General features: G+C 69.6%; 17 protein-coding genes and 1 pseudogene. 13 read left to right on the top strand and 5 right to left on the bottom strand.

Annotated features, from left to right (window positions below; all coding sequences use genetic code 11):
* Positions 1-9: 9 nt before the first annotated feature.
* Together HUO13_RS16165 and HUO13_RS37465 are read right to left on the bottom strand one after the other, a co-directional pair.
* Entirely contained in the window at positions 10-486 is a 477-nt protein-coding gene (locus tag HUO13_RS16165; protein WP_211902147.1) for a glycine-rich domain-containing protein, read from the bottom strand.
* A gap of 130 nt (positions 487-616) precedes the next feature.
* Positions 617-958: a hypothetical protein gene (locus tag HUO13_RS37465; protein ID WP_249124903.1), complete on the bottom strand. Its 342-nt coding sequence runs from the start codon at positions 956-958 to the stop codon at positions 617-619.
* A 338-nt stretch (positions 959-1,296) separates the two neighbouring features.
* Between HUO13_RS37465 and HUO13_RS16155 the strand changes: the two genes are divergently transcribed.
* From HUO13_RS16155 to HUO13_RS16145, 3 genes are all read left to right on the top strand, one after another.
* The gene (locus HUO13_RS16155; RefSeq protein ID WP_211902146.1) at positions 1,297-2,679 is read left to right on the top strand and encodes a helix-turn-helix domain-containing protein; all 1,383 of its coding nucleotides are present in this window, start codon (positions 1,297-1,299) and stop codon (positions 2,677-2,679) included.
* 11 nt (positions 2,680-2,690) lie between these two features.
* Entirely contained in the window at positions 2,691-3,065 is a 375-nt protein-coding gene (locus HUO13_RS16150; protein WP_211902145.1) for a hypothetical protein, read from the top strand.
* Between the two features lie 195 nt (positions 3,066-3,260).
* Positions 3,261-3,683 (top strand): hypothetical protein, encoded by a 423-nt coding sequence (locus HUO13_RS16145; protein WP_249124902.1) that lies wholly within the window; start codon positions 3,261-3,263, stop codon positions 3,681-3,683.
* A gap of 2 nt (positions 3,684-3,685) precedes the next feature.
* On the opposite strand, the gene HUO13_RS16140 is transcribed toward HUO13_RS16145, so the two are convergent.
* Positions 3,686-4,054 carry a substrate-binding domain-containing protein gene (locus tag HUO13_RS16140; protein ID WP_249124901.1) on the bottom strand — a complete coding sequence of 123 codons (369 nt, stop codon included), beginning with the start codon at positions 4,052-4,054 and terminating at the stop codon, positions 3,686-3,688.
* 34 nt (positions 4,055-4,088) lie between these two features.
* Complete coding sequence (locus tag HUO13_RS16135; protein WP_211902144.1) at positions 4,089-7,862, bottom strand: helix-turn-helix domain-containing protein; 3,774 nt, start codon at positions 7,860-7,862, stop codon at positions 4,089-4,091.
* Positions 7,863-8,210: 348 nt separating this feature from the next.
* Here HUO13_RS16135 and HUO13_RS16130 point away from each other — a divergent pair, with 348 nt between their 5' ends.
* Positions 8,211-8,561, top strand: a complete 351-nt coding sequence (locus HUO13_RS16130) for a PadR family transcriptional regulator (RefSeq protein WP_249124899.1) — start codon at positions 8,211-8,213, stop codon at positions 8,559-8,561.
* Entirely contained in the window at positions 8,561-9,292 is a 732-nt protein-coding gene (locus tag HUO13_RS16125; RefSeq protein WP_211902143.1) for a hypothetical protein, read from the top strand. The genes HUO13_RS16130 and HUO13_RS16125 overlap by 1 nt, the downstream gene beginning before the upstream one ends.
* Here HUO13_RS16125 and HUO13_RS16120 read toward each other — a convergent pair.
* Positions 9,241-9,498: pseudogene (locus HUO13_RS16120) on the bottom strand (integrase core domain-containing protein); the annotation flags it as partial. The gene HUO13_RS16125 and the pseudogene HUO13_RS16120 overlap by 52 nt on opposite strands.
* A gap of 220 nt (positions 9,499-9,718) precedes the next feature.
* Between HUO13_RS16120 and HUO13_RS16115 the strand changes: the two are divergent.
* From HUO13_RS16115 to HUO13_RS16080, 8 genes are all read left to right on the top strand, one after another.
* Positions 9,719-10,444: an IclR family transcriptional regulator gene (locus HUO13_RS16115; RefSeq protein ID WP_249124897.1), complete on the top strand. Its 726-nt coding sequence runs from the start codon at positions 9,719-9,721 to the stop codon at positions 10,442-10,444.
* Positions 10,445-10,651: 207 nt separating this feature from the next.
* Positions 10,652-12,007: an MFS transporter gene (locus HUO13_RS16110; RefSeq protein ID WP_211902141.1), complete on the top strand. Its 1,356-nt coding sequence runs from the start codon at positions 10,652-10,654 to the stop codon at positions 12,005-12,007.
* Positions 12,004-13,068, top strand: coding sequence for an aromatic ring-hydroxylating dioxygenase subunit alpha (locus HUO13_RS16105; protein ID WP_211902140.1), 1,065 nt, complete (start codon positions 12,004-12,006; stop codon positions 13,066-13,068). Before HUO13_RS16110 ends, HUO13_RS16105 begins: the two co-directional genes overlap by 4 nt.
* Entirely contained in the window at positions 13,065-13,316 is a 252-nt protein-coding gene (locus HUO13_RS16100; RefSeq protein ID WP_211902139.1) for a hypothetical protein, read from the top strand. Before HUO13_RS16105 ends, HUO13_RS16100 begins: the two co-directional genes overlap by 4 nt.
* 16 nt (positions 13,317-13,332) lie before the next feature.
* The gene (locus HUO13_RS16095) at positions 13,333-14,301 is read left to right on the top strand and encodes a PDR/VanB family oxidoreductase (protein ID WP_211902138.1); all 969 of its coding nucleotides are present in this window, start codon (positions 13,333-13,335) and stop codon (positions 14,299-14,301) included.
* Between the two features lie 74 nt (positions 14,302-14,375).
* Positions 14,376-14,681: a hypothetical protein gene (locus tag HUO13_RS16090; RefSeq protein ID WP_249124896.1), complete on the top strand. Its 306-nt coding sequence runs from the start codon at positions 14,376-14,378 to the stop codon at positions 14,679-14,681.
* Positions 14,682-14,776: 95 nt separating this feature from the next.
* Positions 14,777-15,451: a YbhB/YbcL family Raf kinase inhibitor-like protein gene (locus tag HUO13_RS37460; RefSeq protein WP_249124893.1), complete on the top strand. Its 675-nt coding sequence runs from the start codon at positions 14,777-14,779 to the stop codon at positions 15,449-15,451.
* A 126-nt stretch (positions 15,452-15,577) separates the two neighbouring features.
* Positions 15,578-15,718, top strand: a complete 141-nt coding sequence (locus HUO13_RS16080; protein ID WP_211903429.1) for a hypothetical protein — start codon at positions 15,578-15,580, stop codon at positions 15,716-15,718.
* Positions 15,719-15,933: the final 215 nt, after the last annotated feature.

The raw sequence follows: 15,933 nt of genomic DNA, 5'->3' as shown, positions 1-15,933 counted from the left end.
CGGCGGTGCTCACTTCTTCGGCGGCGGGTCCGGCGGCGGGTCGTCGTAGCAGCCGTTGTGGCACTGGCTGCACGAGATCGAGCCGGTGAGGAACCATAGCTGGCGGTCGACGACGTACCCGGCCTGTTCGATCGCCGCGACGGTGCGGTGTCGCACCGCGATCGGGTCACCCGCGGGCGACGACCCGGCGACGTCTTCCGGCACGTGGTGCAGGAAACGGCCGGCGACGCGGTCGCAGAACTCGGCGTATTCGCAGGTGTACATCAGGAACTCGTGCCACCCGATGTCCACCAGTGGGCTTGGAGCCAGCGGCTGACCGTGGTTTCGAGCGCATGCCCCCAGGAAGGCAAGCGCCTGGTCCATGATGCGCGCGGCAATGGCCCTGCCCAGTTCGGTGTGCTCGCGTGCGATGCGCTCGACCAGCCGCGAGAAGAGATCATCGGGTATCAAGGCTCGTGCTGCTGTCTGTTCGAAGACAGCGGTCATGTTTCCTCCTGACGTGTACTTGACTTGGAAGTTCTTGCGGAATGGGCCGCGAGTTCCGGCCAGTGCTGGACTGCGCCGATTCGTCAAGGCCCATCCCGCCTGCAGCGGTCTTTCCTCCTTCCTGATGTGCTCATGTGTGGATGTGGCTGGGCGGTGCGCTCCGGTTATGCACCGCCCAGCCGCGCGGCTCGATACCGAGGTTCGGAGGCAACGACACCGAGCCGGGCCTATGGACGCCGAATCCCGGCGAGTTGGTGTGGGCAGGAGCTCCGGCGAGCGAAGTCGGTCGCACGGTGATGGGTCGGCCGAGGTCGGCAGGCAATAAGCACAGCGGGTCGGGCTTCAGCACCGCTATCGGTGCCTGGGCGTGCCCAGGGGGTGGCAGGGTGAGCGCCGCACGCAGCGTCCAGACGGCAGACGAGTGGTACTGCCACGACACCAGTTCGGGCGCGAACACGTCCGCACCCGCCATCGTCGGAGCGCGGAACGCGGTGGCGTCGTCCTCCCCGCGCAGGTCGGCCGTCTCAGCACGGTGGCCAAGACTTCCGGTTCCTCCTTCGGCCCGAAGACGTAGAGCACCCACGCTTGTCGGCGCAGCTCGGTCAACAGCGCGTCAACCTCGGACAAGCTCATTCGTTGCCGCGTCCTTCCGCCAACTGTTGCTCTCTGCGATCACCACGTAACCGTGTGGAGCTGCCGTGGGCGACGATGTGGACGCAACTCCCACACCGAGATCCGCCTCGGTGATCACGCGGCTGGCTACGCTGGATGCGAACCGGACAGGTGCTCAGCACACGACTGGAGACCTCCATGGCCCGTACGCCGGACGCGGTCCTCGAACTGCGGCGGGGACTGGGCGCTGCGCTCAAGGGCTGGCGCCAGGCGTCTCTGCTCGATCAGAGCGCCCTCGGCCGGATCACCAACTACTCCCGCACGTCGATCGCACACATCGAGGCGGGCCGCCAGTGCCCCGGCCGCGAGTTCTGGCAGGCCGTCGACCAGGCACTGCACGCACGCGGCGAGCTGCTCGCCCACTTCGACCGAATCCGGCAGCAGGAGAACCAGCTCAAGATTGCCGAACTGCAGTGCCCAGAGGTACCAAGGAGCGCCACAACAGCACCCATTCCGCGGTCATCCGGCTCGCCGCATGAGCACGATTGGCAACGTGACGACGTGAATCGCCGTGAACTACTCCGCCTCGTGACGGTCACAGGCAGCCTGCTCTCGATTCCCTCGATCGACATCGACCGACTCGTCCACGGCATCGAGAAGCCCCGCCAGCTCGACTCCGCGACAGTCGACACCTACGAACGCCTCAACGCAGAGCTGTGGACCAAGTTCTCCTCGGCGCGGTCGAAGCGCGAGATCCTTCCGGCGGCACGCCGGCATCTCGCCATCCTGCACAACAGCTTGAACGAGCCGCAGGAGGCCGGACTGCGTCGCCGGCTGTGCGCACTGGCTGGGGACCTGTTCCAGCTTTGCGGTGAGATCTTCTTCGACAGCGACCACTACGCCGACGCGGCGTACTGCTACTCCGAAGCCGCCCACGCCAGCAAGGAAGCCCGCGAGTTCGACCTGTGGGCCTGCGCCATGACGCGGCACGCGTTCATCGGCATCACCGAACGACAGTACGACCACGCCGCGCCACTGCTGGACGCAGCCGCGCACCTGGCCGTCCGCGGTAATCCAGACCGGTCCACCCGTTACTGGGTCGCCGCCGTCCAGGCCCAAACCCACGCCGGCGTCGGAGACCTCGGGGCATGTCGGCGTGCACTGGACAAGGCCCAGCACGTCAACGAACTCAGCGCACAGGCACTGACCACGGGCTGGCTGCGCTTCGAGGGCTCGCGCCTCGACGAAGAACGCGGCTCCTGCTACGTCACGCTCCGCCGCCCGGACCTCGCCGAACCGATCCTTATCGAGGCTCTGAAATCGGGCGTCTCCACCCGCCGACGCAGCAGCGTGCTCGCCGACCTCGCCACCGTCGGAGCACAACGCGGCGATGTCGACCAACTGCTCATGCACGGTGCCGCCGCACTCGACATCGCGCGCCAGACGTCCTCGGCCGGCTACCTCGGCCGCAAGCTCGGCGACCTACGCACCCAACTCGTGCCCTACCTGGCCGACCGGCACGTCCGCTACCTGGACTCACAACTCAAAACCGCTGCAACCGCACCCGCCCCACGGCAGTAAGGAGAACCGCAGTGTCCGACGAGCAGGGACGGATCTTCCGCGAGGCCTGGATCGCCGGAGTGACCAAGCACTACCCCGGCGAACCCAAGCCCGGCTACATCGCCTCCTGGGATGACACACCCGACTGGGAACGCGCCAGTGCCGCGGCCGTGTACCAGCAGGTGCACGACTTCATCGTGGCCACCGACGGCAACACCGCCAAGCTCACCCGCGAACAGAAGGGCCGCTTCGTCGCCACCTGCTGGATCGGGCAGATCTACCGCCACATCCCCGACCCCAAGCCCGCCTACATCGCCGACTGGGCCGACATGCCCGAATGGCAGAAGGAAACCGAGGTCGACATCTTCGAACGCATCGAAGCGGAAGTGGCAGCCAGCACATCCTGAGCCCGGCAATCGCCCGGCCAGGGGCCACCGAGGAATTGCACGACGAGGGGACGATCCACCTCGAGCTGGTCGTGTTCGATGAGCCAGCGAATGGACTCAGGCATGTCGATTGATCGGGCTCTACGACGAGGAGCAATGGTGAGCCGACTTGCCGTGACAGGCCACCGAGGTCTCGCACCGCCGACGGCCGGGCTGGTGAGCTGGGCGCTCTACGCAGACCTCGGGCAATATGACGAAGACTTCCTGGTCGGCTTGAGCTGCCTCGCCGACGGCGCGGACGCGCTCTTCGCCCGGGCGGTGCTCGACCGCGGTGGCTCACTGGTCGTCATCGTCCCGGCAACCAACTACCGCGACAAACTGCCCGAAGAGCACCACGTTGAATACGACGACCTGTTCAGCCGCGCCTCCGACGTCGTCCGGCTCGACTTCCCCGACTCCACCTCCGAAGCGCACATGGCCGCCAGCATCAAAATGCTTGAAATGGCCGACAGGCTGTTCGCGGTCTGGGACGGCGAACCCGCACGCGGCTACGGCGGCACCGCCGACGTGGTCGCCGCCGCCCGCGAACGCGGCACACCCGTGAGCATCATCTGGCCAGACGGAGCCCGACGCGACTAGCTTCACGAAGCGCGCGGCGGCCCGGTGCTTCCCCGCACGACAAGGGTGGGGTTGAGGACGATGTCGCGGTCGGCGGCGCGCCCGCCGTCGAGTCGTTCAACGGCGGCCTGGACGGCTAGCTCGGCCACTTCGGCTGCGTCCTGGCGCACGGAGGTCAGATCGATGAACGACAGGCGCGCGAGCTGGCTGTCGTCATAGCCGACGATGGACACGTCCTCGGGCACGTGGACCCCGGCGCGCAGGAGCGTGGTGAGCAGGCCGTGTGCACTGCGGTCGTTGCCTGCGACGACCGCTGTGGGGAGCTCGTCCTGCGCGAGCAGTTCCCGGGCGCAACCGCCGCGCGGAGGCGTTGCGAAAGGGCGCCTTGTCAATAGCCATGGACGCTGCGTTCCTGCTGCTTCGGAACTACCGAAGCGCGGCTGCGTGAGTCATGACCTCCCTTGATGCGCAATCCGAGGGCAGGGGTTGGGCTTCATCGGGGAAGTCACGAGTCAGGGTGTCGCAGAGTGCCGTCGTGGCCTGCTCGATGTCGGTGCTCCAGAGCATGAGGGAGTTGCCTGCGGCGGCGAGCCGCGTTCCGTCCGGGGACCACGTCAAGGTCGAGATCGCGTCAGGTCTGTCGGCCACTGTGCCGGTCAGGGTTGCCCACTCGGCGCGGGATGGGAGGTCGCGGATGACGATTGCGTTGTCCGGGGTGGCCAGGGCGAGGCGTTGGGAGTCGGGGCTGAAGGCGAGGGCGTGGCCGTAGTGGCCGGGGATGGTTCCCAGCGGGGTGCGGGTGATCGCGTTCCACAGTGTCACGCCGGTGGCGGTGCGCACTGCCAGAATGCGGCCGTTCGGTGAGTACCGGGGCACGAGGTCGTCTGCCGGGCCGGCGGCTATCGGCAGTGTGATGGAGCGTCCGGTGGTCAGATCCCACACGCCGAACGATCCATCCACACGCGTGGTTGCCAAATGCTGCGAGTCGGGGCTGAACGCGACCGTGGCATCGGGGTGGACGTCGGAGAACGTGTGGACCAACCGAGCCGCCGGACCCTGGACGTTCCAGACGTGGAGACCGTCGGGTCCGGTGGTGGCCAGCAGCGTGCCCTGGGCGTTGACCGCCCGGTAAGTGTGGGGCCCGCTGACGACAGCGATGGGTGTGCGAGTAGCCACATCGCCGACCGTGATCGTGCGGTGTGGTGGATCGTCGGCACTGGTGACGGCGACGAACCGCCTGCCCCCAGCGCTGAAACCGGCCAGCGTCGCCCCCGGAGCCCCCGGCAGCACAGGTGCCGAGTCGACGCGGTGAAGCTGCTCGGCGGCCCAGGTCGTGAGTTCACCGGACTTGTACGCGCCGAGCAGGTGCCTGCCCTCCGCACTGAAGGTGAGAGCTTCGGGATAAGGGCCGCTGTCCCGCCGGGTGGGAAGCCGGTTCGTATCCCACAGCGTGATGGCGTCGCCGAAGGTCCACGTCGTCATGGCGATGATGCCGGTCCGGCTGACGCTCATGCTCGCCACCCGATCCCCGGGGCGGGCGGGCACCAGCCGCACGGGTGGCCCGCTGCCGTTGTGATCGCGCCGGTCGACGCTGCCGTCGGAGTTGGCGATGACCAGTGACTGATCCGCAGGCGAGAACGCGAATTCCCAGATCGCGCTGTCCTGGTGGATGCTCATCTCCGCGGTGCGGCCGGCGACGTCCCAGATGGTCGGCCCCGTGCCGCTGGTGCCCATCGTGACCAGCTTGCGACCGTCAGGGCTGAACCTCGGCTCGAAGTGCCCGTACGAGCCCGGTAACGCGGACGCGGGGCCTCGCGTGTCACGGTCCCAGATCATGACGTCCCCCGGATATCCGGAGTAGGCAAGCAGCCGGCCATCGGGGGAGAACGACACCGAATAACCATTGATGATGGGAAAAGCTTCGAGAAGGTGGCCCGTGTCGAGGTCCCAGAGCTCGATGCGCGGGCCACCGGCGGTCGCGAGCACGCGGCCGTCCGGGCTGAACTCGAGATCGTTGCCCGTGGTGGTCGACGGCAGGCTGATGAAGGGCCGGCCGGGTTCGTCCAGCCGCCACACGTCGATGCGTCCGGTGACCCGGGTGGTACTGGCAGCAACGCGGGTTCCATCGGGAGAAAACGCCGCGGCCCCGTACGGGGCGGGACGGTCCGACCTGTTCGCGGCGGGGGCGGTGAGCCGGGTGCGCAAGCGACGGGTGGCGACGTCCCAGACGGATACCTGCTCGGGGTCGGCGGAGGCGAGCAGACCTCCGTCGGGACTGAACGCCAGCTTCCCCACCCCGTTGACGCGTTCACCGTTGCTGGGCAGCGTGCCGTGGTGATCGAGGTGTCCCGCGGTGCTCAGTAGCGCGCTGCGTCCTTCGGCAGTGGTGGAGCCGTCGAGCGTGGTGGTTCCGTGGGCTTGGAGGCCGAGGCGGATCGCCGCGGCGGGGTCGGTGGCCTGCGCGTCCCGCGCCTGCTGGGCAAGCTGCCGCGACATGGACTGCTGACCGCCGTTGTAGACGCTGACCGCGGTCACCGACGCCACGACCAGCAGCAGCGCGAGGCTGACGCACGCCCCGTGGAGCACACGGGTGCGGAGCACGCGAGCGCGGTGTTCGCGCCGCTCGGCGGCAGTGCTGGCATGGAGGAACTGCCGTTCTCTACCGGTAAGAGCCGGCTCCGCGCGGGTGACCCAGTCACGGGTGATGGTCAGCTGCGCGCCCCGATACAGAGCGCCGGGATCGTGGGCGAGACGTTCCCAGGTGGTGGTGGCGGCGGTGAGCTCGCGGTGCAGCCGAACACCCTCGCGGTCCGCGTCGATCCACTGCCGCAGCCGGGACCAAGAACGGATCAGGGCTTCGTGGGTGATCTCGATACCGTCGTCATCAACGGTGACCAACCTGGCCCGCGCCAAGGCATCGAGCACCGCGTCGGTGTCCGCGTCGGGATCGAGCTCGCCGCGGCTGATACGACGCTTCGTGTCCTCCGTCCCCTCCCCCAGCGCCACCAGCCGCACCAGCAAATCCCGAGCCCGACGCTGCTGCGCCTCGGTAAACCCGGTGTAGAGGTGCTCCGCCGTGTGGGCCAATGCGTGGCGAATACCGCCGCTGGCTTCGTAGCCCACCAACGTCAGAGTGTTGCCCCGACGACGCTGCCAGGTCTCCCGCAGCACGTGCGAAACCAGCGGCAGCATCCCAACCTGCCCCGACGCCTGCGCCGTGATCTCCGCCAGCAACGCACCCTCAACCGTGCAGCCCTGACTCACCGCCGGCTGAGTGATCGCCCGCCGCAACTCCTCAGTCGACATCGCCTCGATGATCTCCGGCGCCCGCATGAGCGGCACCAGCTCAGGATGTTGCAGGCATCGCGCGAAGAAGTCCGAGCGGATCCCCAGCACAACCCGCAGACGGGAGTTGTCGGCGTGGACCGCGGTGGCCAGCTGCACGAGGAAAGCGGCGCGCACGGTGGTGTCGGGGCAGAGGGTGAAGATCTCCTCGAACTGGTCCACCACCAGCACCAGCTCGGACTCCGCCGGCTCGTCGGCCAGGGCCTGCAGCACCGCCAGATGCAGGGCCTGCGGGTCCTCGGCCAGCTCACGATGCAGCCGTGTGGCCGACTCGCCGGTCAGGTGTCCCAGGTGCGCGGCCAGGGCCTCCAGCGGGCGGTGGGTCGGCGTCAGGACCGCGGTCCGCGCGCCGCTCGCACGCAACTTCGGCACCACACCCGCACGCAGCAACGACGACTTGCCCGCACCCGAAGCGCCCGTCACCGCGAGGAAGCGGTCCTCGCGGATGCGGGCGAGCACATCCCCGATCGCCCGGTCGCGGCCGAAGAACCGCTCCGCGTCCTCGGGCCCGAACGCGGCCAACCCGACATAGGGGCACTCGAGCTCGGGTGCCTCACCGTTGGCCGCCGCGGCGGTGTTGTCCTGGACGGCGAGCCGTGCGGTCACCTCCTGCCACCGCTGCTCCCACTCCCGCCGATCGCCGCCGCACGCCTGCACGTAGGCCAGCGTCACCGCAAGCGTCGGCAACTTCTTCCCGCCCGCCGCGTCGGACAACGTCGTCACCGAATAATGCGCCCGACGCGACAGCTCGCGATACCGCGGACTACCCGCCTTCTCCCGCAGAAGCCGCAGCTCAGCCGCGAACTCCGCAACCGGCCCGTTGTCCGCATCCAGCGGACGCTCCGGTCGAGGCACCTCCGGAACACCCCCTCCGATCAACGGCCGATTGTCCTGAAGATCTTTGTCCGGAGTCCAGCCACCGACCCCGGACAACTTATCCGGACTACAACAGATCACGGCGGGCACCGACGCCTGGGGGTCGTCGGAAGCCCGCACCTAGGGGAACCGGCTACGGGCAGCACATCCGGGAGCTGCCCGTAGCCACCTCCCCCGGCAGTTCCCGCGCGTCGTCCTCGGCGGCTGGCAACGGCGCTCCCGGCGCACTCGCGCGACCGCGGCACCTGTCCCCGCATCGGCGGAGGAAGACAGTCGGCTTCGTCCCTGCAGGCGCTATATATCGCAAAGTGATATATAGCGGCGGCCATGCGAAGGCAGACGATGTCGGAGCAGACGTTCCTGGTACTGACAGTGCTGGCGGAGGGCCCGCTGCACGGCTACGGGATCGTGCGCGCGGTCAGCGAACTCTCCGATGAGCAGGTGGTGTTGCGGGTCGGGACCCTCTACGGCGTGCTGGACCGCCTCAGCGCCGATGGTCTCGTCGGACTCGACCGGGAAGAGGTGCACAACGGTCGGCTCCGGCGCTACTACCGCCTGACCGAGGACGGGATGACCGCGCTTTCCCGGGAAGCCGCCCATCGGGCGGAAACCGCTCAGGTCGCGACCCAACGCCTGCGCGCCCGGGGATTTCGGCCCGCGCCCGGAGGTGGTGCGTGATGATGACGCCGTTGGACTCCCGCTACCGGTTCCTGCTGCGGCTGTTGCCGCGCTGGTACCGCACCGAGCGCGAGGAGGAGCTCGTGGCGGTGTTCCTGGCCGGCGAAGCGGCCGGCGAGAACGGCCGCGGCGATCCCACTCCCGACAGCCCCGGATCACGTGCCGAACCAGGCGACGAGGAGGAGATCGACCAGCTCAGGGGCGAGTACGGCTGGCCTGACCGGGGCGAGGTCGCATCGATCGCCGCGCTCGCTGTGCGGACGCGTTTCGGCGGTGTACACGCCCCGGCCCACGCCCGCCGCATGGGCGACGCGGTGCGGCTTATCGCCCTGCTGGGACTACTCGCACAAGCCGCGACCGCGACCGTCTCGGTGGCAGGTCTGGCGATCGCCAGCCGGATGCACCGCTTCGACTGGAGCCCTTCCCCTGTCGCGCCGTGGGAGGAGTGGACGAGGGTCGTGGGCATCCTCCTGCAACTGGCGTGGGTTCCCGCCTACCTGCTGCTGGCCGCCGGCCGCCGTTCCGCCGCCCGGACCGCGACCGCCATCGCGCTGCTGCCCTCGCTGCTATCGGTCGCAAGCGCAGCGCCCTATGGCGAGCCGATGCTGGCCGCAGTCGTACTGTCCGGATTCACGGTGTGGCTGCCGGCGGGCCTTGCCCCCGGGTGTCGGACACGGGGTTATGCGGCTTCGGGCAGCGTAGTCGATGACGGGATCAGGCTGTCCTCGTAGGCGATCGGGGATCGCTGACCGAGGTGGGAATGACGACGGCGGGTGTTGTAGCGGTGCAGCCGGCCGAACGCGGCTAGCCGCGCGTGGCGTTCACTGTCCCAGCACCGGGTGCCCTGGAGGGTCTCACGCTTGAAGGCCGCGTTCAGGCTTTCGGCGGCGGCGTTGTCCGCGGAGCTTCCCACCGCACCCATGGACTGGATCACTCCAGCCCCGGATGCGAACTCGTCCACCCGGTGCCGCCCGAACGACGGGCGCCGGCGGCCTCGGTGCCCTGGCGGCACGCGGAAACGGCGGAATAGGCTCGCCTCCGACGTCCATGCCGGCGGTCGTCGCGGGACAGACGCGGCAACGTCTGAGACCGGACGACGAGCGGACGGGAAAGTGACAGTGCGGCAGCGAGGCCACCCCACCGGCGCCACCGGGCCCGTGACGACACGAGCCCTGACCTTGCTGGACTGCTTCGGTCCTACCAGGCCGTCGCTGACGTTGAGCCAGCTCGCGCTGCACGCCGGGATGCCGCTGTCGACAGCGCACCGGCTGGTCCGCGAGCTCGTCGACTGGGGTGCCCTTGAGCGCGACGCCGACGGCGCCTACTGCATCGGGCTGCGGCTCTGGGAGCTCGGGGCGTTGGCGCCTCGCGGCGCGGGCCTGCGCGAACGGGCGCTGCCGTTCCTGGAGGACCTGTCCCAGATCACGCGCGAGAACGTGCAACTGGCCGTTCGCGAGGGCACCGAGGTCGTCTACGTCGAACGCATCGCCGGGTCGGGCGCGGTGCCGGTGTTGACCAGGGTCGGGGGCCGGTTCGCCCTCACCGCCACCGGCGTCGGGCTGGTGCTGCTCGCCCACGCCCCGGCCGAACTCCAGGACGAAGTCCTGGCCGGACACATCGACCGCTACACCGAACTGACCGTCGCCGACCCCGCCCGGTTGCGACGGATGCTCGCCGACGTGCGGTCCAACGGCTTCTCCATCAGCGACCGGCAGGTCACGATGGACGCGATCTCGGTCGCCGCGCCGATCGTGGACTCCCGGGGACAGGTCGTCGCCGCGGTTTCCCTCGTCGTGCGCCATGGCACCTCGCCCCACGCCCTTGCTCCGCTGGTACGCACCAGCGCACGTGCGATCAGCCGCGCCTTGACCACGTCCTACTGACGAAGCCGCTGACCAGTTCCGCCGACTCCTTCCATTTTCCGGAAGTGCTGTTCAGTCCGGGTTCGTGCACGCGCATGCTCTCCGCACCGCGCTGAGCCGAGACGGCCGGACCCCACCGGCCACCGGATGCGCGGTCACCGAAAGCAGTCGACAACGGAGTGCTGCTATGCGTTCGCCGAACCGTCCGCGTCCCGAGGACCGGCTCCGATGAGCCCGCCGCTGAGGGATCTCATCGACGACAGGCCCATGTCCGGCTTCCAGTGGTCCGTGGTCGCCGTGTGCGTGCTGCTGAACATGCTGGACGGCTTCGACGTTCTCGTCATGGCCTTCACCGGCAAGGCCGTCTCCGCCGACTGGGGGCTCACCGGCGCCGAACTCGGCCTCCTGCTGTCCGCCGGCCTCGTCGGCATGGCCGCAGGGTCGATGTTCATCGCTCCGTGGGCCGACCGCTTGGGCCGCCGCCCGGTCGTGCTCGGCTGCCTCGCCCTGGCGAGCGCGGCGATGCTGCTCTCCGCGGCCAGCCAGTCCGCCGCTCAGCTCGGCGTGCTGCGGGCCTTCACCGGCCTGGGCATCGGCGGCATCCTCGCCACGAGCAACGTCATCGCCGCCGAGTACGCGTCCCGGCGCTGGCGCGGCCTGGCCGTCAGCCTCAACTCCACCGGCTACGCCCTGGGCGCGACGATCGGTGGCCTGCTCGCCGCGCTGCTGATCGGCCAGTACGGCTGGCGGTCGGTTTTCCTGGCAGGTGGCCTGGCCACCGCGGCATCGATCCCGCTGGTGTGGTGGCGGCTGCCCGAATCGCTGGACTTCCTGCTGGTCCGGCGGCCACCGCGGGCCGTGGAACGGATCAACGCGGTGCTCGCCCGCATGGGCAAGCCCCGGCTGGGCGAACTCCCGGAGCGGGAACCGGCTCCGAAGGGGGTCGGATACCGCGAACTGCTCACCCCGCGCCTGCGCCGGACCACGCTCGTGCTCTGGGCCGCGTTCTTCTGCGTCATGGCGGGGTTCTACTTCGTGACCAGCTGGACGCCCGCACTCCTGGTCGAGGCGGGCCTCTCGCCCACCGCCGGCATCACCGGCGGCACGCTGCTCAACGTCGGCGGCATCTTCGGCGCGGCGCTGCTGGGACTCCTCGCCGCGCGGTTCGCGCTGCGGGCGGTGCTGGCCGCCTACCTCGTGGTGACCGGCGTCCTGCTCGCCGTGTTCATCGCCTCGACCGCCTCGCTGGCCGTCGCGTTCGCCGTGGCCGCGCTGATCGGGGTGTTCGCCAACGGCTGCGTGGCCGGTCTCTACACGCTGACCCCGATCGTCTACGCCCCGGCGGTGCGCACCACGGGCGTCGGGACGGGACTCGCCATCGGCCGCGCCGGTGCGATCCTCGCGCCCGCGCTCGCGGGCGCGCTGCTCGACGGCGGCTGGACTCCGCAGCACCTGTACGTCCTGTTCTGCGCGGTCTTCGTCGTGACCGCCGCCCTCCTCGTCCTGCTCCGCGTTCGCGCCCCCGTCGACACGGGTGCGACCCGCCTGTCCACCCACGCACGAACCCAGGGAACTTCCTCATGAACACCATTCCCCGCAACCAGTGGTACGTCGCCGCCTACAGCACCGAGATCGGTCGCGACCTGTTCTCACGCACGATCTGCGGTGAGCCGATCCTGTTCTGGCGCACCGAGTCCGGGGCGGTGACCGCCAACTCCGACCGCTGCGTCCACCGCCGCTTCCCGCTCTCGCAGGCGCCCAGCCGCCTGGTCGGCGACCAGGTGGTCTGCGGCTACCACGGCTTCACCTACGGACCCGACGGCAAGTGCGTCGCCGTGCCCGGCCAGAACCGCGTGCCGCGCACCGCACGGCTCACCCCGTACCCCGTCGTGGAGCAGGACTCGTTCGTCTGGGTGTGGATCGGAGACCCGGCGCAGGCCGACCCGGCCCGCATCCCGCGCGCGCCCTACCTGGACTCCGCCGGCTACACCACGGTGTGCGGCCTGGAACCGCTGCGCGCCCGGTTCTCCCTGCTCGTGGACAACCTGCTCGACCTGTCCCACGAGACCTACCTGCACGGCGGCTACATCGGCACCCCCGAGGTCGCCGACACCCCCATCAGCACCGAGGTCGACGACGACGCCGGCATCGTCTACGTGTCCAGGCACATGGACGACGCCGAGTGCCCGCCGTTCTACGCCAAGTCCACCGGACTGTCGGGGCGGATCTCGCGCTGGCAGGACATCGAGTACACCCCGCCGTGCCTCTACAAGCTGCACAGCCGGATCGCGCCGGTCGGCTCGGTCCCGAACCCCGACGGCACCGACCCGGACGCCTTCCACGTCGAGGTTGTCTACGCGATCACCCCCGAGACCGAGCACTCCACGCACGACTTCTGGGCCGTGGCCCGCGACTTCGCCCTCGACGACCGGGAGGTCTCGGAGTTCCTCGCCGAGAACAACCGCACCGTCGTGCTGCAGGACGTCGAGGCGCTCGACGTCCTCGAGCAAGTCGTCCAGACCGAGCCCGCGGGCTACCAGGAGCTGTCGATCAACATCGACACCGGCGGGCTCGCAGCCCGCCGGATGCTCGCCCGCATGGCCGGCCAGGCCCCGCGCAACGCCCCCGCGGAGCGGGCCCGATGACCGAGCGCACCGGCATCCCGGGCGCACCTCCGGTCCTCGGCGGCGAACGCGTCTACCGAATCCACTGGGTGCTCGGCACCGACCGGCTCCGCGCGGTCTGCCACTGCGGCGCCGAGCGCGTCTTCGAGGACCCGGTCGAACTGTGGGAATGGCTCCTCGCCCATCCCGACGGCCACCGGGCGGACGAAGGCGACCCGGCCGAACCAGCCCAGCTCCCGCCACGCGAGCCGGCGCACGAGTCGGCATGAGAGCAGACGAGGAACGATGACGACGCGCGAACCCCACCCGGAGCACGAGCTCGCTCTGGTCGTGGAGAAGAAGGAATCACTCGCCGACGGCGTCGTGCAGCTGACGCTGCGCGGCACCGACGGCGCCGAGCTGCCCGACTGGACACCTGGCGCCCACATCGATCTCGTGCTCGGCGACGACCTCACCCGTCAGTACTCGCTGTGCGGCGATCCAGCCGAACGATCGGTCTGGCAGGTCGCCGTCCTGCGGGAAGAGGCCGGTCGCGGCGGGTCCGCGCACGTGCACGACACCCTCACCGAGGGCGACACCGTGCACGTGCGGGGGCCCCGCAACAACTTCCGGCTCGTCGACGCGAACCGGTACCTGTTCATCGCCGGCGGGATCGGCATCACCCCGATCGTGCCGATGATCGCTCAAGCCGACGCGGCCGGCGCGGACTGGCAACTGGTCTACGGCGGCCGGACCCGCGCCTCGATGGCGTTCCGGGACCGCCTCGAACAGCGGCACCGGGACCGGGTCAGCATCCGGCCGCAAGACGAAACCGGGCTGCTCGACCTGGCGACGCTGCTCACCGAACCCGATGGTGAGACCGTCATCTACTGCTGCGGGCCAGAGCCATTGCTGGACGCGGTGGCGGCGCAGTGCGCACAACGGCAGCACGGCTGTCTGCACGTCGAGCGGTTCACACCCAAAGTCGGCGCCGGTGAAGGCCCGCGGCAGTCGTTCGAGATCGAGCTCGCCCGGACCGGGACGACGCTCACCGTGCCGGATGACCGGTCCGTTCTGGAGGTCGTCGAGGAGTCCGGTGTCCCGGTGCTGTCCTCGTGCCAGGAAGGCACCTGCGGCACCTGCGAGACCACCGTGCTCACAGGCGTACCCGACCACCGCGACTCCGTGCTGACCACCGACGAACAGGCCGCCAACGACACGATGATGATCTGCGTGTCCCGGGCCTGTTCCACCCGGCTGGTCCTGGACCTGTGAGGAAGAGCAGCGCGGCTCGCCACCGAGCTTGCACGCCCGTGGTCCAGACCTGACCGATGAGCGACAATGCCGGCGTGGCTTCTGATGAACTGCTCGCGGCCGCCCATGCGCTGGAACGACTGGCCGCGGCGTCGACCGGCGGCGAGTGGCGGCTCACCGGGCTGCTGGCAACGCGCCCGGAGGTCATCACCCACCACGACGACGGCACGACCGAACACATCGCCGAAGCCCGCACGCGCAGCGCCCGCTGGATCGCGGCGCTGTCGCCACAGCTGGCGGCTCCTCTCGCCGAATGGCTGCGCTCCGCGGCGCGGCAGGAGAGAGTCGACCCGGCGGCCGTCGAGGTCGCGCGAGTTCTGCGGCGGCGCATACCGAGCTGACCATCGGCAAGGGCTCCCCACGCTCGCGGGCGCTGTTACGGGGTCCGCGCATCTGGGCACCCCAGAGCCACACGCCCCGACGCGGGAGGTGAGCCATGCCCCAGCCTGGCAGCCACAAGTACGACGTCAAGCGCACCAGGCGCCGCGTCGAACCCGAAGACGCAGGCGTGCCCGACCAGCGAGCCGATGAAGCCGCCGCCGAAGACCTCCAGCACACACACCCCGCGCAGCGCCCTGATGACGACCGCGCGGGAGGCCCGCGCGGGGAACGCCCCCGTGGACCAGCCGGCGGGCAGGGACACGAGCGCGACAGCGAAGGCGGCGACCTCCGGCTGAGCAGCAGTGCCTTCAACGACCACGCGATGCTTCCACACCGCTGCAGCCGGGACGGGGGCAACATCGCTCCGGCCCTCGAGTGGTCCCCGGCCCCCGACGGCACCGCGGAGCTGGCCGTGCTCTGCGAAGACCCCGACGCACCGAACGGCACTTTCGTGCACTGGATGGTCTCCAACATCCCGCCCACGGTGACCGGCATCGGCAATGGCGACGTCCCGGACGAAGCGGTCGAATCCCGAAACGATTTCGGCAACAGCGGGTGGGACGGGCCCCAGCCGCCGGCCGGGGACGAACCCCACCGCTACTTCTTCCGGGTCTTCGCCGCCGAGCAGCCCCTCCGGCTTGGTGCGGATGCGACGGCTGACGACCTGCGCGACGCCCTTGCCGGGCACGAACTCGCACGCGGCGACATCGTCGGCCTGTACCAGCGCTGACACACCGCTGCCCGGCGAGGATGCGTCCAATGACCTTCCGGGCCGTCGGACCGCGGTTCCGGCGGCTGGAGGCGTCGAGCGGGCCGAGCAGGTACGACCGCGCCGACCGAGGAGGGTGCCGCAGGCATGCGTGAGAGTGCGGCAGAGGACGGGCCTGGAAACCTGGTTCTTGCCGCCAAAGCCGGGCTGTTCCCGCTCGTGTTGCTGACGTTGATGACCTACGTGGTCATGCCGACCGTGACCCGGTTGCTTCGCCGCTGGCTGTAGGCGCTCGGCAAACGAGTCGCGGCCGGGCATCAGCCTCGTGCACGAGTGCTCCGACGCTGCCTGCCCTGGCTTTCTCGACGGTCGGACCGACCTGGCGCGACTGTGAGTGAGGACACCGTTGCGCTGGGTGGACGGTCGTGCACGCGCTGCGGTTATCGTGGGTTGCAGCTGGTTGAGCGCACAGCCATCGCCTCACGGGGCGGGTGCACGCGGTT

This window comes from Saccharopolyspora erythraea (genome assembly GCF_018141105.1).
Lineage (GTDB): Bacteria > Actinomycetota > Actinomycetes > Mycobacteriales > Pseudonocardiaceae > Saccharopolyspora_D > Saccharopolyspora_D erythraea_A.
Note: the sequence above shows the minus strand (reverse complement) of the source record. Positions and strands in the feature narration are given on the sequence as shown.

What these genes read in the sequence shown, in the direction of transcription:
- HUO13_RS16165 (WP_211902147.1), bottom strand. Translation starts at nt 486, where the DNA reads ATGACCGCTGTCTTCGAACAGACAGCAGCACGAGCCTTGATACCCGAT.
- HUO13_RS37465 (WP_249124903.1), bottom strand. Translation starts at nt 958, where the DNA reads ATGGCGGGTGCGGACGTGTTCGCGCCCGAACTGGTGTCGTGGCAGTAC.
- HUO13_RS16155 (WP_211902146.1), top strand. Translation starts at nt 1,297, where the DNA reads ATGGCCCGTACGCCGGACGCGGTCCTCGAACTGCGGCGGGGACTGGGC.
- HUO13_RS16130 (WP_249124899.1), top strand. Translation starts at nt 8,211, where the DNA reads ATGCGAAGGCAGACGATGTCGGAGCAGACGTTCCTGGTACTGACAGTG.
- HUO13_RS16125 (WP_211902143.1), top strand. Translation starts at nt 8,561, where the DNA reads ATGATGACGCCGTTGGACTCCCGCTACCGGTTCCTGCTGCGGCTGTTG.
- HUO13_RS16110 (WP_211902141.1), top strand. Translation starts at nt 10,652, where the DNA reads ATGAGCCCGCCGCTGAGGGATCTCATCGACGACAGGCCCATGTCCGGC.
- HUO13_RS16105 (WP_211902140.1), top strand. Translation starts at nt 12,004, where the DNA reads ATGAACACCATTCCCCGCAACCAGTGGTACGTCGCCGCCTACAGCACC.
- HUO13_RS16100 (WP_211902139.1), top strand. Translation starts at nt 13,065, where the DNA reads ATGACCGAGCGCACCGGCATCCCGGGCGCACCTCCGGTCCTCGGCGGC.
- HUO13_RS16095 (WP_211902138.1), top strand. Translation starts at nt 13,333, where the DNA reads ATGACGACGCGCGAACCCCACCCGGAGCACGAGCTCGCTCTGGTCGTG.
- HUO13_RS37460 (WP_249124893.1), top strand. Translation starts at nt 14,777, where the DNA reads ATGCCCCAGCCTGGCAGCCACAAGTACGACGTCAAGCGCACCAGGCGC.
- HUO13_RS16080 (WP_211903429.1), top strand. Translation starts at nt 15,578, where the DNA reads ATGCGTGAGAGTGCGGCAGAGGACGGGCCTGGAAACCTGGTTCTTGCC.